This window comes from Halomonas sp. THAF12 (assembly GCF_009363675.1).
GTDB classification, from domain to species: Bacteria; Pseudomonadota; Gammaproteobacteria; order Pseudomonadales; family Halomonadaceae; genus Halomonas; species Halomonas smyrnensis.
The window spans coordinates 3278915-3292457 of the sequence record NZ_CP045399.1; the positions used below are offsets into that span (position 1 = coordinate 3278915).

The 13543-nt window shown below is 71.2% G+C and carries 15 protein-coding genes; 7 read left to right on the forward strand and 8 right to left on the reverse strand.

Annotated features, from left to right (window positions below; translation table 11 throughout):
- Positions 1-161: 161 nt before the first annotated feature.
- The 5 genes from coaBC (at position 162) to slmA (ending at position 4989) form a co-directional block, all read left to right on the forward strand.
- Entirely contained in the window at positions 162-1391 is a 1230-nt protein-coding gene (gene coaBC / locus FIU88_RS15160) for a bifunctional phosphopantothenoylcysteine decarboxylase/phosphopantothenate--cysteine ligase CoaBC (RefSeq protein WP_152479766.1), read from the forward strand.
- Positions 1392-1441: 50 nt separating this feature from the next.
- Positions 1442-1909: a dUTP diphosphatase gene (dut, locus tag FIU88_RS15165; RefSeq protein ID WP_152479767.1), complete on the forward strand. Its 468-nt coding sequence runs from the start codon at positions 1442-1444 to the stop codon at positions 1907-1909.
- 74 nt (positions 1910-1983) lie between these two features.
- A complete protein-coding gene (locus FIU88_RS15170) occupies positions 1984-3381 on the forward strand; it encodes a phosphomannomutase/phosphoglucomutase (RefSeq protein ID WP_152479768.1) in 1398 nt (465 codons plus the stop codon).
- Positions 3382-3413: 32 nt separating this feature from the next.
- Positions 3414-4316 carry an acetylglutamate kinase gene (gene argB, locus FIU88_RS15175; RefSeq protein ID WP_152479769.1) on the forward strand — a complete coding sequence of 301 codons (903 nt, stop codon included), beginning with the start codon at positions 3414-3416 and terminating at the stop codon, positions 4314-4316.
- A 61-nt stretch (positions 4317-4377) separates the two neighbouring features.
- Positions 4378-4989: a nucleoid occlusion factor SlmA gene (gene slmA, locus FIU88_RS15180; protein ID WP_152479770.1), complete on the forward strand. Its 612-nt coding sequence runs from the start codon at positions 4378-4380 to the stop codon at positions 4987-4989.
- 224 nt (positions 4990-5213) lie between these two features.
- On the opposite strand, the gene rpoH is transcribed toward slmA, so the two are convergent.
- From rpoH to ftsY, 4 genes are all read right to left on the reverse strand, one after another.
- Positions 5214-6080 (reverse strand): RNA polymerase sigma factor RpoH, encoded by an 867-nt coding sequence (gene rpoH, locus FIU88_RS15185; RefSeq protein WP_016856555.1) that lies wholly within the window; start codon positions 6078-6080, stop codon positions 5214-5216.
- A gap of 133 nt (positions 6081-6213) precedes the next feature.
- On the reverse strand, positions 6214-7185 hold the full coding sequence (ftsX, locus tag FIU88_RS15190) for a permease-like cell division protein FtsX (protein WP_016856556.1): 972 nt from the start codon (positions 7183-7185) through the stop codon (positions 6214-6216).
- A complete protein-coding gene (ftsE, locus tag FIU88_RS15195) occupies positions 7182-7850 on the reverse strand; it encodes a cell division ATP-binding protein FtsE (protein WP_016856557.1) in 669 nt (222 codons plus the stop codon). The genes ftsX and ftsE overlap by 4 nt, the downstream gene beginning before the upstream one ends.
- A complete protein-coding gene (ftsY, locus tag FIU88_RS15200) occupies positions 7847-9340 on the reverse strand; it encodes a signal recognition particle-docking protein FtsY (protein ID WP_152479771.1) in 1494 nt (497 codons plus the stop codon). The genes ftsE and ftsY overlap by 4 nt, the downstream gene beginning before the upstream one ends.
- Positions 9341-9431: 91 nt before the next feature.
- On the opposite strand from ftsY, the gene rsmD reads away from it, so the two are divergent.
- A complete protein-coding gene (rsmD, locus tag FIU88_RS15205; protein WP_152479772.1) occupies positions 9432-10097 on the forward strand; it encodes a 16S rRNA (guanine(966)-N(2))-methyltransferase RsmD in 666 nt (221 codons plus the stop codon).
- 79 nt (positions 10098-10176) lie between these two features.
- Entirely contained in the window at positions 10177-10386 is a 210-nt protein-coding gene (locus FIU88_RS15210; RefSeq protein ID WP_152479773.1) for a cell division protein ZapB, read from the forward strand.
- Positions 10387-10425: 39 nt separating this feature from the next.
- Here FIU88_RS15210 and rimI read toward each other — a convergent pair whose 3' ends face one another.
- From rimI to FIU88_RS15230, 4 genes are read right to left on the reverse strand one after another with little or no spacing between them, the layout of a single operon-like run.
- Complete coding sequence (gene rimI / locus FIU88_RS15215) at positions 10426-10884, reverse strand: ribosomal protein S18-alanine N-acetyltransferase (RefSeq protein WP_152479774.1); 459 nt, start codon at positions 10882-10884, stop codon at positions 10426-10428.
- A complete protein-coding gene (locus FIU88_RS19550; protein WP_152479775.1) occupies positions 10877-11731 on the reverse strand; it encodes a hypothetical protein in 855 nt (284 codons plus the stop codon). The genes rimI and FIU88_RS19550 overlap by 8 nt, the downstream gene beginning before the upstream one ends.
- Positions 11728-12039 carry a BolA family transcriptional regulator gene (locus tag FIU88_RS15225; RefSeq protein WP_152479776.1) on the reverse strand — a complete coding sequence of 104 codons (312 nt, stop codon included), beginning with the start codon at positions 12037-12039 and terminating at the stop codon, positions 11728-11730. The genes FIU88_RS19550 and FIU88_RS15225 overlap by 4 nt, the downstream gene beginning before the upstream one ends.
- Positions 12040-12067: 28 nt before the next feature.
- Entirely contained in the window at positions 12068-13471 is a 1404-nt protein-coding gene (locus FIU88_RS15230; protein WP_152479777.1) for an MFS transporter, read from the reverse strand.
- Positions 13472-13543: the final 72 nt, after the last annotated feature.

Below are 13543 nucleotides of genomic sequence, written 5' to 3' on the forward strand. Positions count from 1 at the left end.
CATCGGTAGCGCCCAGGGATGGGTTCACAGCGCCTCCTCGGAGACTCGATGACGGATCAGCCCCGTGGCGCTTGACCGAGGAGGAGAGCAAAGGAGCGCGGCTACGCAAGGGTGCGGCCGAATGGTAAGGTAGACGGCCGGATTCACCCGCGGATACGACCATGTCGACAGCCCTTCCACGCCGCGTTCTGCTCGGCATCAGCGCCGGCATTGCCGCCTACAAGAGCGCCCAGCTCGCCCGCCTGCTCAAGCAGGCCGGCTGCGAGGTGCGCGTCGTGATGACCGACGGCGCCCAGGCCTTCATCACCCCGCTGACGCTGCAGGCGCTGACCGGCGAGCCGGTGCGCACCTCGCTGCTCGACCCCGAGGCCGAGGCCGGCATGGGGCACATCGAGCTGGCCCGCTGGGCCGACCTGATCCTGATCGCCCCGGCCACCGCCGACCTGATGGCGCGACTGGCCAACGGCCACGCCGACGACCTGCTCACCACCCTGTGCCTGGCGAGCGACGCCGACAAGGCCATGGCCCCGGCCATGAACCAGGCCATGTGGCGCCAGCCGGCCACCGCCCGCAACGCCCGCCGGCTGGCCGAGGACGGCTGGACACTGCTGGGCCCGGACAGCGGCGACCAGGCCTGCGGCGACGTGGGCCCCGGCCGCATGCTCGAGCCCGACGCCATCCTCGCCGCCCTGAGCGCGCCCGCCGACCGCCCCGCCGAGGGCCTGCACGTGGTGATCACCGCCGGCCCCACCCGCGAGCCGCTGGACCCGGTGCGCTACCTCTCCAACCACAGCTCCGGCAAGATGGGCTACGCCCTGGCCACCGCCGCCGCCGCCCTCGGCGCCCGGGTGACGCTGATCAGCGGCCCGGTGGCGCTGCCCGCCCCGGCGGGCGTGACGCGCGTCGACGTGGAAAGCGCCCGGGAGATGCACGACGCCGCCCAGCGCCTGGCCGGCGACTGCGACCTGTTCATCGGCTGCGCCGCGGTGGCGGACTACCGCGCCGAGGCGCCGGCCGAGCACAAGCTCAAGAAGCAGGACGGCGAGGACACCCTCACCCTGCGCCTGGTCAAGAACCCCGACATCATCGCCGCGGTCGCCGCGCGCGCCGACCGCCCCTTCGTCGTCGGCTTCGCCGCCGAGACCCGGGACCTCGCCGCCTACGCCCACGACAAGCTCGCGCGCAAGGGGCTCGACATGGTGGTGGCCAACGACGTCTCCCGCGCCGGGCTCGGCTTCGGCGCCGACGACAACGCCGCCCTGCTGCTGTGGCGCGAGGGCGGCACCACCGGCCAGGCCGACCTGCCGCCCCAGCCCAAGGCCGAGCTTGCCGAGGCCGTGATCCGCCGCGCGCTGGCGCGCCTGGCCTCGTCGGCCGGCGACGCCGACTGATCCCCGACGCCGTTCGTCTTTTACCGTTCTATATTTCTGGAAGCCACACCATGCCGACCTCCGCCGACCGCCCCCGCCTCGCCGTCAAGCTGCTCGACGAGCGGATGCGCGACCACCTGCCCCACTACGCCACCCAGGGCTCCGCCGGCATGGACCTGCGCGCCCTGCTCGACGAGCCCCTGGTCATCGAGCCCGGCGACTGCCAGCTGGTGCGCACCGGCCTGGCCATCCACATCGCCGATCCGGGCCTGGCCGGCATGATCCTTCCCCGCTCCGGGCTCGGCCACAAGCACGGCATCGTGCTCGGCAACCTGGTCGGGCTGATCGACTCCGACTACCAGGGCGAGCTGATGATCTCGGTGTGGAACCGCGGCGGCACCACCTTCACCCTCGAGCCCTTCGAGCGCCTGGCCCAGTACGTGCTGGTGCCGGTGGTGCAGGCCGAGCTCGAGCTGGTCGACGACTTCGACGAGAGCCTGCGCGGCGACGGCGGTTTCGGCCACTCCGGGCGCCACTGACGCCCCCCGGTCGCCACTGACGCTTAAGGCCGACACTGACGCCGCCCTTTCCCCCCACCAGGATGACGAGCGACATGACACAGGACAGCTCTCGCCAGGCCCCGGCCTCGATCTTCCGCGCCTACGACATCCGCGGCATCGTCGATGACACCCTCACCGAGGCCGGCGTCGAGGGCATCGGCCGGGCCATCGGCAGCGCCGCCCTCGCCCGCGGCGAGCACCGGGTGTTGGTGGCCCGCGACGGCCGCCTGTCCGGCCCGCGGCTCAAGGACGCCCTGGTCCGCGGCCTGACCACCAGCGGCTGCGACGTGATCGACATCGGCATGGTGCCGACGCCGGCGCTCTACTTCGCCACCCACGTGCTGGACGGCACCGCCTCCGGCGTGATGGTCACCGGCAGCCACAATCCGCCGGACTACAACGGCTTCAAGATCGTGCTCGGCGGCGAGACGCTGTCCGGCGAGGCGATCACCGACCTGCACCGCCGCATCGAGCAAGGCGAGCTGGCCGAGGGCGCCGGCGAGGTGCACGAGCAGGACGTGCGCGAGGCCTATCTCGAGCGCATCCTCGGCGACGTGGCCCTGGCCCGCCCGCTCAAGGCGGTGGTGGACTGCGGCAACGGCGTGGCCGGCGAACTCGGCCCCGAGCTGGTCGAGCGCCTGGGCGCCGAGACGATCCCGCTGTTCGCCGAGATCGACGGCACCTTCCCCAATCATCATCCGGACCCGGGCAAGCCCGAGAACCTCGAGGACCTGATCCGCGCCGTGCGCGAGCACGACGCCGACATCGGCCTGGCCTTCGACGGCGACGGCGACCGCCTGGGCGTGATCACGCCCCGGGGCCGACTGATCTACCCCGACCACCTGATGATGGCCTTCGCCGAGGACATGCTCGAGCGCAACCCCGGCGCGCGGGTGATCTTCGACGTCAAGTGCACCGGCAACCTGGCCCGCGTCATCGATGAGGCCGGCGGCACCCCGGAGATGTGGCGCACCGGCCACTCGCTGATCAAGGCGCGCATGAAGGAGACCGGCGCGCAGCTGGCCGGCGAGATGAGCGGCCATATCTTCTTCAAGGAGCGCTGGTACGGCTTCGACGACGGCCTCTACGGCGCCGCCCGGCTGCTGGAGGTGCTGTCGCGTCATGCAGAAGACGCCGACGCCTTCTTCGACCGCTACCCGCAGGACATCGGCACCCCGGAGATCAACGTCGCCGTCACCGACGAGACCAAGTTCGAGCTGGTGGCGCGACTGGCCCGGGAAGGCGACTTCGGCGACGATGGCATCAAGACCACCCTCGACGGCATCCGCGTCGACTATCCGGACGGCTGGGGCCTGTGCCGCGCCTCCAACACCACGCCGGTGCTGGTGCTGCGCTTCGAGGGCAAGAGCGACGCGGCGCTCGAGCGCATCCGCGCCCGCTTCGCCGACGCCCTCGCCCAGGTGGCCCCGGACCTCGAGCTGGCGCTGTGAGCCACGACAAAGACACGACCAGGAAGGAAGACATGAGCGAACAGAACCGCGACCCGCGCCAGGTAGTGGAGGTGCTCTCGGAGGCCCTGCCCTACATCCAGCGCTTCTCCGGCAAGACCGTGGTGGTCAAGTACGGCGGCAACGCCATGACCGAGGACACCCTGATCGACTCCTTCGCCCGCGACATGGTGCTGATGAAGGAGGTCGGCATCAATCCGGTGGTGGTCCACGGCGGCGGCCCGCAGATCGGCGACCTGCTCGGCAAGCTCAAGATCGAGTCGCGCTTCGTCAACGGCATGCGGGTCACCGACGCCGAGACCATGGACGTGGTCGAGATGGTGCTGGGCGGGCTGGTCAACAAGGGCATCGTCAACCTGATCAACCAGAGCGGCGGCAAGGCCATCGGCCTGACCGGCAAGGACGGCGGCCAGATCCGCGCCCGCCAGCTCCGGGTCGAACAGCAGACGCCGGACATGGCGGCCTCCGAGATCATCGACATCGGCCACGTCGGCGAGGTGGAGCATATCTCCACCGACCTGATCGAGATGCTCGCCGAGCGCGATTTCATTCCGGTGATCGCGCCGATCGGCGTCGACGAGGCCGGGCGCAGCTACAATATCAATGCCGACCTGGTGGCCGGCAAGGTGGCCGAGGCGCTGGACGCCGAGAAGCTGATGCTGCTGACCAACGTCTCCGGGCTGATGAACGCCGAGGGCGAGGTGCTCACCGGGCTGACCACCGCTCAAGTTGACGCCCTGATCGCCGATGGGACCATTCATGGCGGCATGCTGCCGAAGATCCGCTGCGCGCTGGACGCCGTGAAGGGCGGCGTGGCAAGCGCTCACATCGTCGACGGCCGGGTGCCCCATGCGACCCTGCTGGAGATCTTCACCAACGCGGGAGTGGGCACGTTGATCACCAACGCGAACCGATGATGACGCCGGGGCCTCGGCCCCGGCTGCCCCTCTTATCAAGGACCGACAAGAAAAGAACATCATGACGCAGGCAACTCACACTCCCAGCCGCCGGGAGCAGATCCTCCAGGGGCTGGCGCTGATGCTGGAGGAAGACAGCGGCAAGCGCATCACCATCGCCGCCCTGGCGCGACAGGTCGGCGTCTCCGAAGCCGCCCTCTACCGCCACTTCCCCAGCAAGGCACGCATGTTCGAGGGGCTCATCGAGTTCATCGAACAGACGCTGTTCGAACGCATCGGCCGCATCCTCGAGGAAGTGCCCGAGGCGCTGCCTCGCTGCGGCCAGATCCTCACCCTGGTGCTGGCCTTCGCCGAGAAGAACCCGGGCCTGTCGCGGCTGCTCGGCGGCGACGCCCTGACCGGCGAGACGGCGCGGCTGCGCCAGCGCATCCACCAGCTGTTCGAACGCCTCGAGACCCAGCTCAAGCAGGTGCTGCGGGAGGCGGAACTGCGCGAGGGGCGTCGCCCGTCGCTGCCGATTCCGGCCGCCGCCAACCTGCTGGTCGCCCAGGTCGAGGGGCGCATCGCCCAGTACGTGCGCAGCGACTTCCGCCACCTGCCCACCGCGCACTGGGACGACCAGTGGCCGGTGCTGTCGGCAGGGCTGCTGCGCGAGGCGGTACAGTCGGCCTAGCGGCAAGCTGCAAGCTGCAAGCTGCAAGCTGCAAGCTGCAAGCTGCAAGCTGCAAGCTGCAAGCTGCAAGCTGCAAGCTGCAAGCTGCAAGCTGCAAGCTGCAAGCTGCAAGCTGCAAGTCAGCAGCGTGATCTCCAGCAGGATGAACGCAAAAACCCCCGAAGGTGGAAGCCTTCGGGGGTTTTGCTTGTAGCTCGGCGCTTGTAGCTCGGCGCTTGGCGCTGTCAGGCCGCGAGCGTCTCGCCGATCTGCTGCTTGATCTTCTTCATGGCGTTCTTCTCGAGCTGACGGATGCGCTCGGCGGACACGCCATAGACGTCGGCCAGCTCGTGCAGGGTCGACTTGTCGTCGCTCAGCCAGCGCTGCTGGAGGATGTCGCGGGAGCGCTCGTCGAGCCCCTCCAGCGCCATCTGAAGGCGGCGGGTGGCGTCGGCCTCCCAGTCGCTGTCCTCGAGCTGGGTCGCCGGGTCCTGGCTGGCGTCGTCCAGATAGTGGACCGGCGCCTGGTAGGCGGTCTCCTCGTCCTCGCCCGGGGCGGCGTCGAAGCCGGCATCGTGGGCGGACAGGCGGCCCTCCATCTCGCGCACGACCTCGGGCTTGACGTCGAGGTCCTTGGCGATGGCCTCGACCTCGTCGGTGTTCAGCCAGGCCAGGCGCTTCTTGGCGCTGCGCAGGTTGAAGAACAGCTTGCGCTGGGCCTTGGTGGTGGCGATCTTGACGATCCGCCAGTTGCGCAGCACGAACTCGTGGATCTCGGCCTTGATCCAGTGCACGGCGAAGGACACCAGGCGCACGCCCTGGCGCGGGTCGAAGCGCTTGACCGCCTTCATCAGGCCGACGTTGCCTTCCTGGATCAGATCGGACTGAGCCAGGCCATAACCGGAATAGCTGCGCGCGATGTGTACGACGAAGCGCAGATGCGACATTACCAGACGGCGAGCCGCCTCGAGGTCGCCTTCGTCGTGCAGACGGAAGGCCAGGTCACGCTCCTCGTCGACGGTCAGCATGGGAATGCCGTTCACCGCCTGGATATAGCCGTTGAGGTCGTGGCCCGGGGAAAGGTGGCCCACCGGCAGAAGACTGGTGCTCATGTGCAAAATGTCTCCGTTGAAGCCCGTGTGTGGAATCCCTCGTATGGAAACCCGTACTTGGAACCCGAGTCGCCGCATTGGATAGCGGCTTACCGATTTGGTTCCGCAGTATTCCCGATTCGAAAATGCTTCGCTAGCGGGGCCGGATCTGCGCCAGGTGGCGACTCACGGCGATCCAGGCGCCCAGCCAGCCCAGCAGTGTACTACAGCCGAGCAGGATTGCCGACCCCGCGAACCCCAGCCCCGGCAGCGTGAAACCCGCGCCGTAGCTGGCCGCCAGTGCGGCGATCGGCGTGGCCAGCCAGTTGCCGCCGAGGGTCAGCAGCAGGCAGGCGAGCGCCCCGCCGCCCAGCCCGTACCAGGCCCCGCTGTAGAGGAAGGGGCGACGCACGAAGGCGTGGGTGGCGCCGATCAGGGTCACCACCTCGATCTCCTGACGCCGGTTCTCCACCGCCAGGCGAACGGTGTTGCCGACCACCAGCAGCACCCCCAGGCCGAACAGCACCGCGAGCCCCAGGCCGACCCGGCGGCCCAGCTCGGCCAGCTGGCCGAGCCGCTCCAGCCACGCCAGGTCCAGGCGCACCTCCTCGACCCCGGCCATGTCCTCCAGGCCGCCCGCCAGGCGCTTGACCGCCGCCGGCGACGGGTCGTCGGGGCGAATCACCACGCTGGCCGGCAGCGGATTGCCCGGCAGCCGCGCCAGGGCATCCTCCAGCCCCAGCGCCTGCTGGAACTCGGCCATGCCCTCGTCGGCGGTGATCAGTCGCGTGTCGGCCACGCCGTCATGGGCGGCCAGGGCCTCGACGATGCGCCCCGCCTCGGCATCGCCGACGCGCTCTTGCAGATAGACGGTGAGGGTCGCGCTCTCGTCGAGCTCGGCGTCGAGCAGCCGCGCGCCGTCCAGGGTCAGCCACAGCCCGGCCGGCAGCACCAGGGCGATGGCGATGGCCAGCATGGTCAGCAGGCTGCTCAGGGAGTGGCGCAGCAGCCGGCGAGCGCTGTCCAGCGCCATGGCGCGATGGTGGCGCAGCCAGCCGCGCCAGCGGCCGCCGGAGGAAGGGCGCTGTGCACGGGCGCCGCGGCGCGTGGACGTGTCACGGCTCATGAGGCCTCCTCGTCGGCGACCAGGCGCCCCTCGCTGAGGCGCAGGGTACGGTGGCGCAGCCGGGCGATCAGCGCCAGATCGTGGCTGGCGATCATCACCGTGGTGCCGATGCGGTGGAAGTCCTCGAACAGCCGCATGATGTCCGCCGACAGCTGGGGGTCCAGGTTGCCGGTGGGCTCGTCGGCGAGCAGCAGGGACGGCTTGTTGACCACCGCCCGGGCGATGCCCACGCGCTGCTGTTCACCGCCGGAGAGCTCGATGGGCAGCGCCTTCTCGCGATGCAGCAGCCCGACCTTGTCCAGCGCGGCGCGCACCCGGCGGGCCGCCTCGCGCGGCTCGGCGCCCTGGATCTCCAGCGGCAGCGCCACGTTGTGATAGATCGAGCGGTCGAACAGCAGCTGGTGATCCTGGAACACCACGCCGATCTGGCGCCGGTAGAACGGCACCTGGCTGTGATGCAGGCGGTCGATGTCATGGCCGGCGACCAGGATGCGCCCGCGGCTGGGCCGCTCCAGGCGCATCAGCAGCCGCAGCAGCGAGCTCTTGCCGGCCCCGGAGTGGCCGGTGAGAAACACCATCTCGCCGCGGCGCACGCGGAAGTCGAGATTGGCGAGCGCCTCGAAGCGCCCGCCGTAGCGCTTGCCGACGTGCTCGAAGGCGATCATGCCGAGGCGTCGTCGCGGTCGAACAGGGCGTCGACGAACTCCCGGGCATCGAAGGGACGCAGATCGTCCAGGGTCTCGCCGACGCCGATGAAGCGGATCGGCGTGCCCAGCTGCTGGGCCAGGGCGAAGATGACGCCGCCCTTGGCGGTGCCGTCGAGCTTGGTCAGGGTGATGCCGGAGACCGGCACCGCCTCGTTGAAGGTGGACGCCTGGGACAGCGCGTTCTGGCCGGTGCCGGCATCCAGCACCAGCATCACCTCGTGGGGGGCCTGCTGGTCGAGCTTGGCCATCACCCGGCGCACCTTCTTGAGCTCTTCCATCAGGTGGGCCTTGTTGTGCAACCGGCCGGCGGTATCGGCGATCAGCACGTCGACGCCGCGGGAGCGGGCCGCGGCCAGGGCATCGTAGACCACCGAGGCGCTGTCGGCGCCGGTGTGCTGCGCCACCACCGGCACGTCGTTGCGCTCGCCCCAGACCTTGAGCTGCTCCACCGCGGCGGCGCGAAAGGTATCGCCGGCGGCCAGCATCACGCTGCGGCCCTCGCGCTGGAAGCGCTGGGTCAGCTTGCCGATGGTGGTGGTCTTGCCGACGCCATTGACGCCGACCACCAGGATCACGAACGGGCCCTCGCCCTTGGGCGGCAGCGCCAGCGGCGCGGTGACGCCGTCGAGCAGGGTCGCCAGCTCCTCCTGCAGCGCCTGGTAGAGCGCCTCGGGATCCTTGAGCTCCTTGCGCGAGACGCGGTCGGTGAGCCGGTCGATGATCTCGGTGGTGGCCTCGATGCCCACGTCCGCCATCAGCAGCTGGGTCTCGAGCTCTTCCATCAGATCGTCGTCGATCTGCTTGCGGCCCATAAACAGGCCGGCGAGCCCCTCGGTCAGGTTGGCGCGGGTCTTGCCCAGCCCCTCGCGCATGCGCGCGAACAGGCCCTTCTTCTTGCCCTTGGGCTTCTCGCGGGTCTCGGCCCTGGGCTGCTCCACCGGCGCAGGAGCGGGCTCGGGCTCGGGCTCCGGTTCTGGCTCCGGCTCGACCGCAGGCTCGGGCGCGGCGGCCTGTTCGGGTTCGGGTTCGGGCTCGGATGCCGGCTCGGCTGGCGACGGGACGGGTTCTGCATCGGACGCCGCGGCCGGCTCGGCGTCTGCCGCCTCGGGTGTCTCGGGCGCGGACGCCTCGGGGTCGACGTCGGCGGCCCGGGGCGCTTCAGGCGCCTCGACGGGCGCGGGTTCGGCGTCTGCCGCGGGGGGCTCGGGCTCCCCGGCCGGTTCGGGCTCGACGGCCGGCTCGGGCGCGGTGGACGCTGCGGATTCATCGTCGCGCTCGGCGACGGGGGCGGACTCGGTCGCCGGGGCGGGCTGCGCCTCGCTCGGCGTCTCGGCCTCCGGCTCGGCCGTCGCGGCATCCGGCGCCTCCTCCTGCTCGACCTCGGGGGCCTGCCGGGGCTCCTGCTGCTGCTCTTGCTGCTTCTTCTTGCGCTTGAAAAAACCGAACATGGGGGGATTCAGCCTCGCGGGTGAACGAATCGCCACATCCTACCATCGCGCACCATGACTGTGGACAAGGCGCCCGCTACAATCGGCGCCCATGAGCCGACGACGCCCCTCCTCCCGATCCTCGACGCCTGCCCGCGGCCGCGGCAAGCAGGCGACCTCCCGCCCCGCCGGGCAGCTGCGCATCATCGGCGGCGAGCATCGCCGCCGCCGGCTGCCGGTGCTGGACAGCCCGGGCCTGCGCCCCACGCCGGACCGCGTCCGCGAGACGCTGTTCAACTGGCTGGGCATGACCACGCCCGGCGCCCGGGTGCTGGACCTGTTCGCCGGCACCGGCGCGCTGGGCCTGGAGGCCCTCTCCCGCGGCGCCGCCGAGGCGACGCTGGTGGAGCGCGACGCGCGGGTCGCCCGGGTGCTGTCCGACAACCTGGCCACGCTTGGCATCGCGTCCGCCGAGGTCAGCATCGCCGACGCACTCGGCTATCTCGAGGCGGGGCTCGCCGAGGCGTCATCGCCCTTCTCGCTGGTGTTCCTCGATCCGCCCTTCCGCCAGGGCCTCGCCGCGCCCTGCTGCCGGGCCCTCGAGGCCGGCTGGCTGGCGGCGGACGCCTGGATCTACGTGGAGACGGAGTCGGAGCTCGCGCCGGAGGTGCCGGACGGCTGGCGGCTGCATCGCGAGGTGCGGGCCGGCGACAGCACCGGGCGGCTGTATCACCGCCCGGGCGCGGCCGACGCGCTGCCCGACGAAGACGCTTGCTGAGCCCCGTCCACGGCGTTAGTCTGCCGCTGCAGGACGCCAATCACGGGCCCAGCCCCGCCGACATCGTCAGGAGAAACGGATGAGCATCGAACTCTTCAACCAGCTCGAACAGAAGGTCGCCAGCGCCGTCGAGGCACTGGAATTGATGAAACTGGAAGCCGAGGAGCTGCGCGAGGAAAACGCCCGCCTCAAGCAGGAGCGCGAGGAGTGGGAACGCCGCCTGTCCGCGCTGCTGGGCAAGTTCGACGATGTCGAGACCGGCAGCACCGCCGAGCAGCAGGCCGGCTGACGAGCCGAGCGTCGCCGCCCCTGGCCGCCCCGTCGTGCGTCAGGCCAGGGGGCGGGACATCAGCAGCGCGTCCTCGCGTTCGGTGCCGGCCAGCGGCGGATAGTAGCCGCGCCGGCGCCCGTCCTCCGCGAATCCCGCCCGCTTGTACAGCGCGATCGCCGGGGCATTCCCCGCCCGCACCTCCAGCAGCAGCCGCTCGGCGCCCCCTTCGCGGGCGCGCTCGACGACCGCGGCCAGCAGCCTTCCCGCCAGCCCCTCGCCGCGCCGCTCCGGTGCGATGAGAATGCTCTCGAGCTCGGCGTCGAAGGGCTGACGCGACACCACCGCGTGGCCGACCAACCCTGCCGCGTCCTCCAGCCCCAGCACCGCGTACTCCTCCGCCGCCAGCGCCTGCTCGAGCCGCGTCGCCGACCAGGGATGCGCCTGGCCGCCTGTCTCCAGCGCGACCAGCGCCGACAGATCGGCGCCGCCGAGCTCCCGCAGGCGAGGCTCAGGCATCGCCTTTCGCCTCACCCTTTGCCTCACCATGCCACTCACGACGCCAGTCGAGCAGCCGCGGCCAGAGGTCGCGCTTGGCCTCGGCGCTTCCCGCCAGGGTCTCCAGCGCCGGCCCCTGCCAGGCCGGCAGGTCCAGCGCCGTCGAGCGCCCGTCGTCGATGGCCAGCACCCGCGTCAGGGTGGCCTCGTCGCCGAACACCAGCAGCCGCTCCGGGGCCCAGCCGCGACGCGCGCGGCCGGCGAGGAAGGCGCCGAGCCCCTGGCGCGCCTCGTCCAGCGGCGCCTGCACGTCCAGCCCCTCGATCTGGGGCCAGTGGAAGGCCTCGAAGGCCGGCGGATGCTCCGGCGTGACGCCGGCGGCCCGCAGCAGGTTGGCCAGCAGCCGCTGCGCCAGCGGCGAGGGCGCCGCCTCGCCGGGCTGCACCACCAGCCAGCGCCCGTCCAGGCAGGCCACCTGCAGGGCGAAGCGCAGCGCCTCCCGGGGCTCGTCCGACTCGACGCTCCTGGCCGGCTCAGGCGCCGCGTCCGGGGCGGCCTCTTCGCTGGCCGCCTCGGGCACCAGGCCGCCGAGCAGCGCGCGCGCCTTGCGCTCGCCCGCCGGCGGACGCTCGCGGGGCTCCGCCGCGGGCGACGCGGGGGCGGCCGGCGCCGGGACAGACGGCTCGGCCGGCGCGTCCAGCAGCGCATGAAGGCGCTCGCCGGGGGCCTGGCGAGCGCCGTCGTCCGGCACGGGCAGCTCCCACTCGCAGGCCTCGGTCGGCCGGGCGTTGGGCATCCGATAGCGCGCCGTCCAGGCCGTCAGGCCCATGGCCTCCAGATACTGCAGCCGCTGGGGCTCGGTGGTCACGAGTTGCCGCCGCCCCGACAGTTCGGGGAGTCCGGACGCGCTTCACCGCGGGCCTGCCACTCCTCGGGGGTGTAGGGATGCAGCGCCAGGGCGTGCACGGGGCCGGCCAGCTCGTCGGTCAGCAGGGCGTAGATCTGCTGGTGACGCTTGACCGGCATGATGCCGGCGAAGCGCGGCGACACCACGGTCACCTTGAAGTGGGTCTCGGAGTTGGGCGGCACGTGATGCATGTGGCTCTCGTTCTCCACCTTGAGGAAGGTGGGCTCGAGGGCCTGGAGCTTTTGCTCGATGGTCGACTGGATGCTCATCTCGGCGTTCCGCTGGTGAGTGTCGGGGTCATTGTACGCGTTCGACCGCGGCGCGACGACGGGCACGCTGCGCCTCGCCGGCCAGCGAGACGCGCCCGAGGCTGGCCATCAGCGACAGCCCGGTGGCGATCACCCCGGCCCACAGCGCCACCTGCACCGGGGCCCCGGCGGCCAGGCAGGCGCCGACCAGCGCCACGCCCAGCGACTGCCCCACGGTGCGCGTGGTGCTCATCACGCCGGAGGCATTGGCACTCTTCTCGGCCGGCACGCTGCCCATCAGCTCGCGATTGTTGGGCGGCTGGAAGAAGCCGAAGCCGAGCCCGCACAGCGCGGTGCGCCACAGGCAGTCGATCACCTCGGCATCGGCCTCGAGCCTCGCCAGGCTGCCGAGGCCGACCATCAGCAGCACCAGGCCGGCCGAACTCAGCAGGCTGGGATTGAGACGATCGGCCAGGCGACCGGCGAGCGGCCCGGCCACCATGATGGTCAGCGGCCAGGGGGTGAACAGCCAGGCGGTCTCCAGCGGCGAGAAGCCCATCCCCTGCTGATAGAGGAAGGACAGCGCGACGAAGGCCAGGCCCTGACCGACGAAGGCCAGCCCCTGGGAGGAGACGGCCAGGGTGAAGCGACGCTCCTCGAACATCGACAGCGCCATCAGGGGATAGGGCGCGCGGCGCTGACGGGCCAGGAAGGCGGCGCCGGTGGCCAGGCTGAGGGCGAGCCAGCCCAGCGTCTCGAGCCCGGGCAGCTCGGCGCCGTTGCCGTCCAGCGCCATGAAGAAGCCGCCCAGCGTGGCCATGGCCAGCAGCGCGCCCCAGCCGTCGAAGCCGCCGCGGCGGCCCGGCTCCCTGGGCAGCGCCCGCCAGGCCAGCGCGACCGCGCCCATGGCCGGCAGCGCGAACAGCCACGGCCAGCTGGCCACCGAGAGGATCGAACCGCCCAGCGCGGGACCGGCGGCGTAGCCGATGCCCACCACCAGCGAGCTCAGCCCCAGGGCGCTGCCCAGCAGCCGCGAGGGGAAGATGGCGCGATACAGCGAGGGCCCGATCGACAGCGTCGCCGCCGCCGCTACGCCCTGCAGGGCGCGGAACGCCAGCAGCGCCTCCAGGCTGCGCGACAGCGCGCAGCCCAGCGCGGCCAGGGCGAACAGCACCAGCCCGCCCATGTAGACCCGGCGCCGGCCGACCAGTTCGCTCACGGCGGCGAAGACCAGCAGGAAGGCGGCGCAGGTCACCTGGAAGAGGTTGGTCACCCACACCGCATCGGCCGACGCCACCTCGAGATCGGCGGCGATGGACGGCAGCGCCAGGTTGACCATGGAGTTGTCCATCACCGCCATGGTGGTGCCGAGGATCAGCGCCAGCACCGCGAGACGGCGTTCGGACCCCGGCAGGCCATCGTCGCCGGGGCGGTTCGAGAAGAGTCGGCTCATGTGGGATCGTCGCTGACAAGAAAACCGGCCGAAGCCGGTTTTCTCGAGGTTTGCCTGCCGGATGGAAGCAGA

What these genes read in the sequence shown, in the direction of transcription:
- ftsX (WP_016856556.1), bottom strand. Translation starts at nt 7,185, where the DNA reads ATGAGCCGTGACACGTCCACGCGCCGCGGCGCCCGTGCACAGCGCCCT.
- FIU88_RS15170 (WP_152479768.1), top strand. Translation starts at nt 1,984, where the DNA reads ATGACACAGGACAGCTCTCGCCAGGCCCCGGCCTCGATCTTCCGCGCC.
- slmA (WP_152479770.1), top strand. Translation starts at nt 4,378, where the DNA reads ATGACGCAGGCAACTCACACTCCCAGCCGCCGGGAGCAGATCCTCCAG.
- FIU88_RS15230 (WP_152479777.1), bottom strand. Translation starts at nt 13,471, where the DNA reads ATGAGCCGACTCTTCTCGAACCGCCCCGGCGACGATGGCCTGCCGGGG.
- ftsE (WP_016856557.1), bottom strand. Translation starts at nt 7,850, where the DNA reads ATGATCGCCTTCGAGCACGTCGGCAAGCGCTACGGCGGGCGCTTCGAG.
- rsmD (WP_152479772.1), top strand. Translation starts at nt 9,432, where the DNA reads ATGAGCCGACGACGCCCCTCCTCCCGATCCTCGACGCCTGCCCGCGGC.
- dut (WP_152479767.1), top strand. Translation starts at nt 1,442, where the DNA reads ATGCCGACCTCCGCCGACCGCCCCCGCCTCGCCGTCAAGCTGCTCGAC.
- ftsY (WP_152479771.1), bottom strand. Translation starts at nt 9,340, where the DNA reads ATGTTCGGTTTTTTCAAGCGCAAGAAGAAGCAGCAAGAGCAGCAGCAG.
- coaBC (WP_152479766.1), top strand. Translation starts at nt 162, where the DNA reads ATGTCGACAGCCCTTCCACGCCGCGTTCTGCTCGGCATCAGCGCCGGC.
- argB (WP_152479769.1), top strand. Translation starts at nt 3,414, where the DNA reads ATGAGCGAACAGAACCGCGACCCGCGCCAGGTAGTGGAGGTGCTCTCG.
- rpoH (WP_016856555.1), bottom strand. Translation starts at nt 6,080, where the DNA reads ATGAGCACCAGTCTTCTGCCGGTGGGCCACCTTTCCCCGGGCCACGAC.
- FIU88_RS15225 (WP_152479776.1), bottom strand. Translation starts at nt 12,039, where the DNA reads ATGAGCATCCAGTCGACCATCGAGCAAAAGCTCCAGGCCCTCGAGCCC.
- rimI (WP_152479774.1), bottom strand. Translation starts at nt 10,884, where the DNA reads ATGCCTGAGCCTCGCCTGCGGGAGCTCGGCGGCGCCGATCTGTCGGCG.
- FIU88_RS15210 (WP_152479773.1), top strand. Translation starts at nt 10,177, where the DNA reads ATGAGCATCGAACTCTTCAACCAGCTCGAACAGAAGGTCGCCAGCGCC.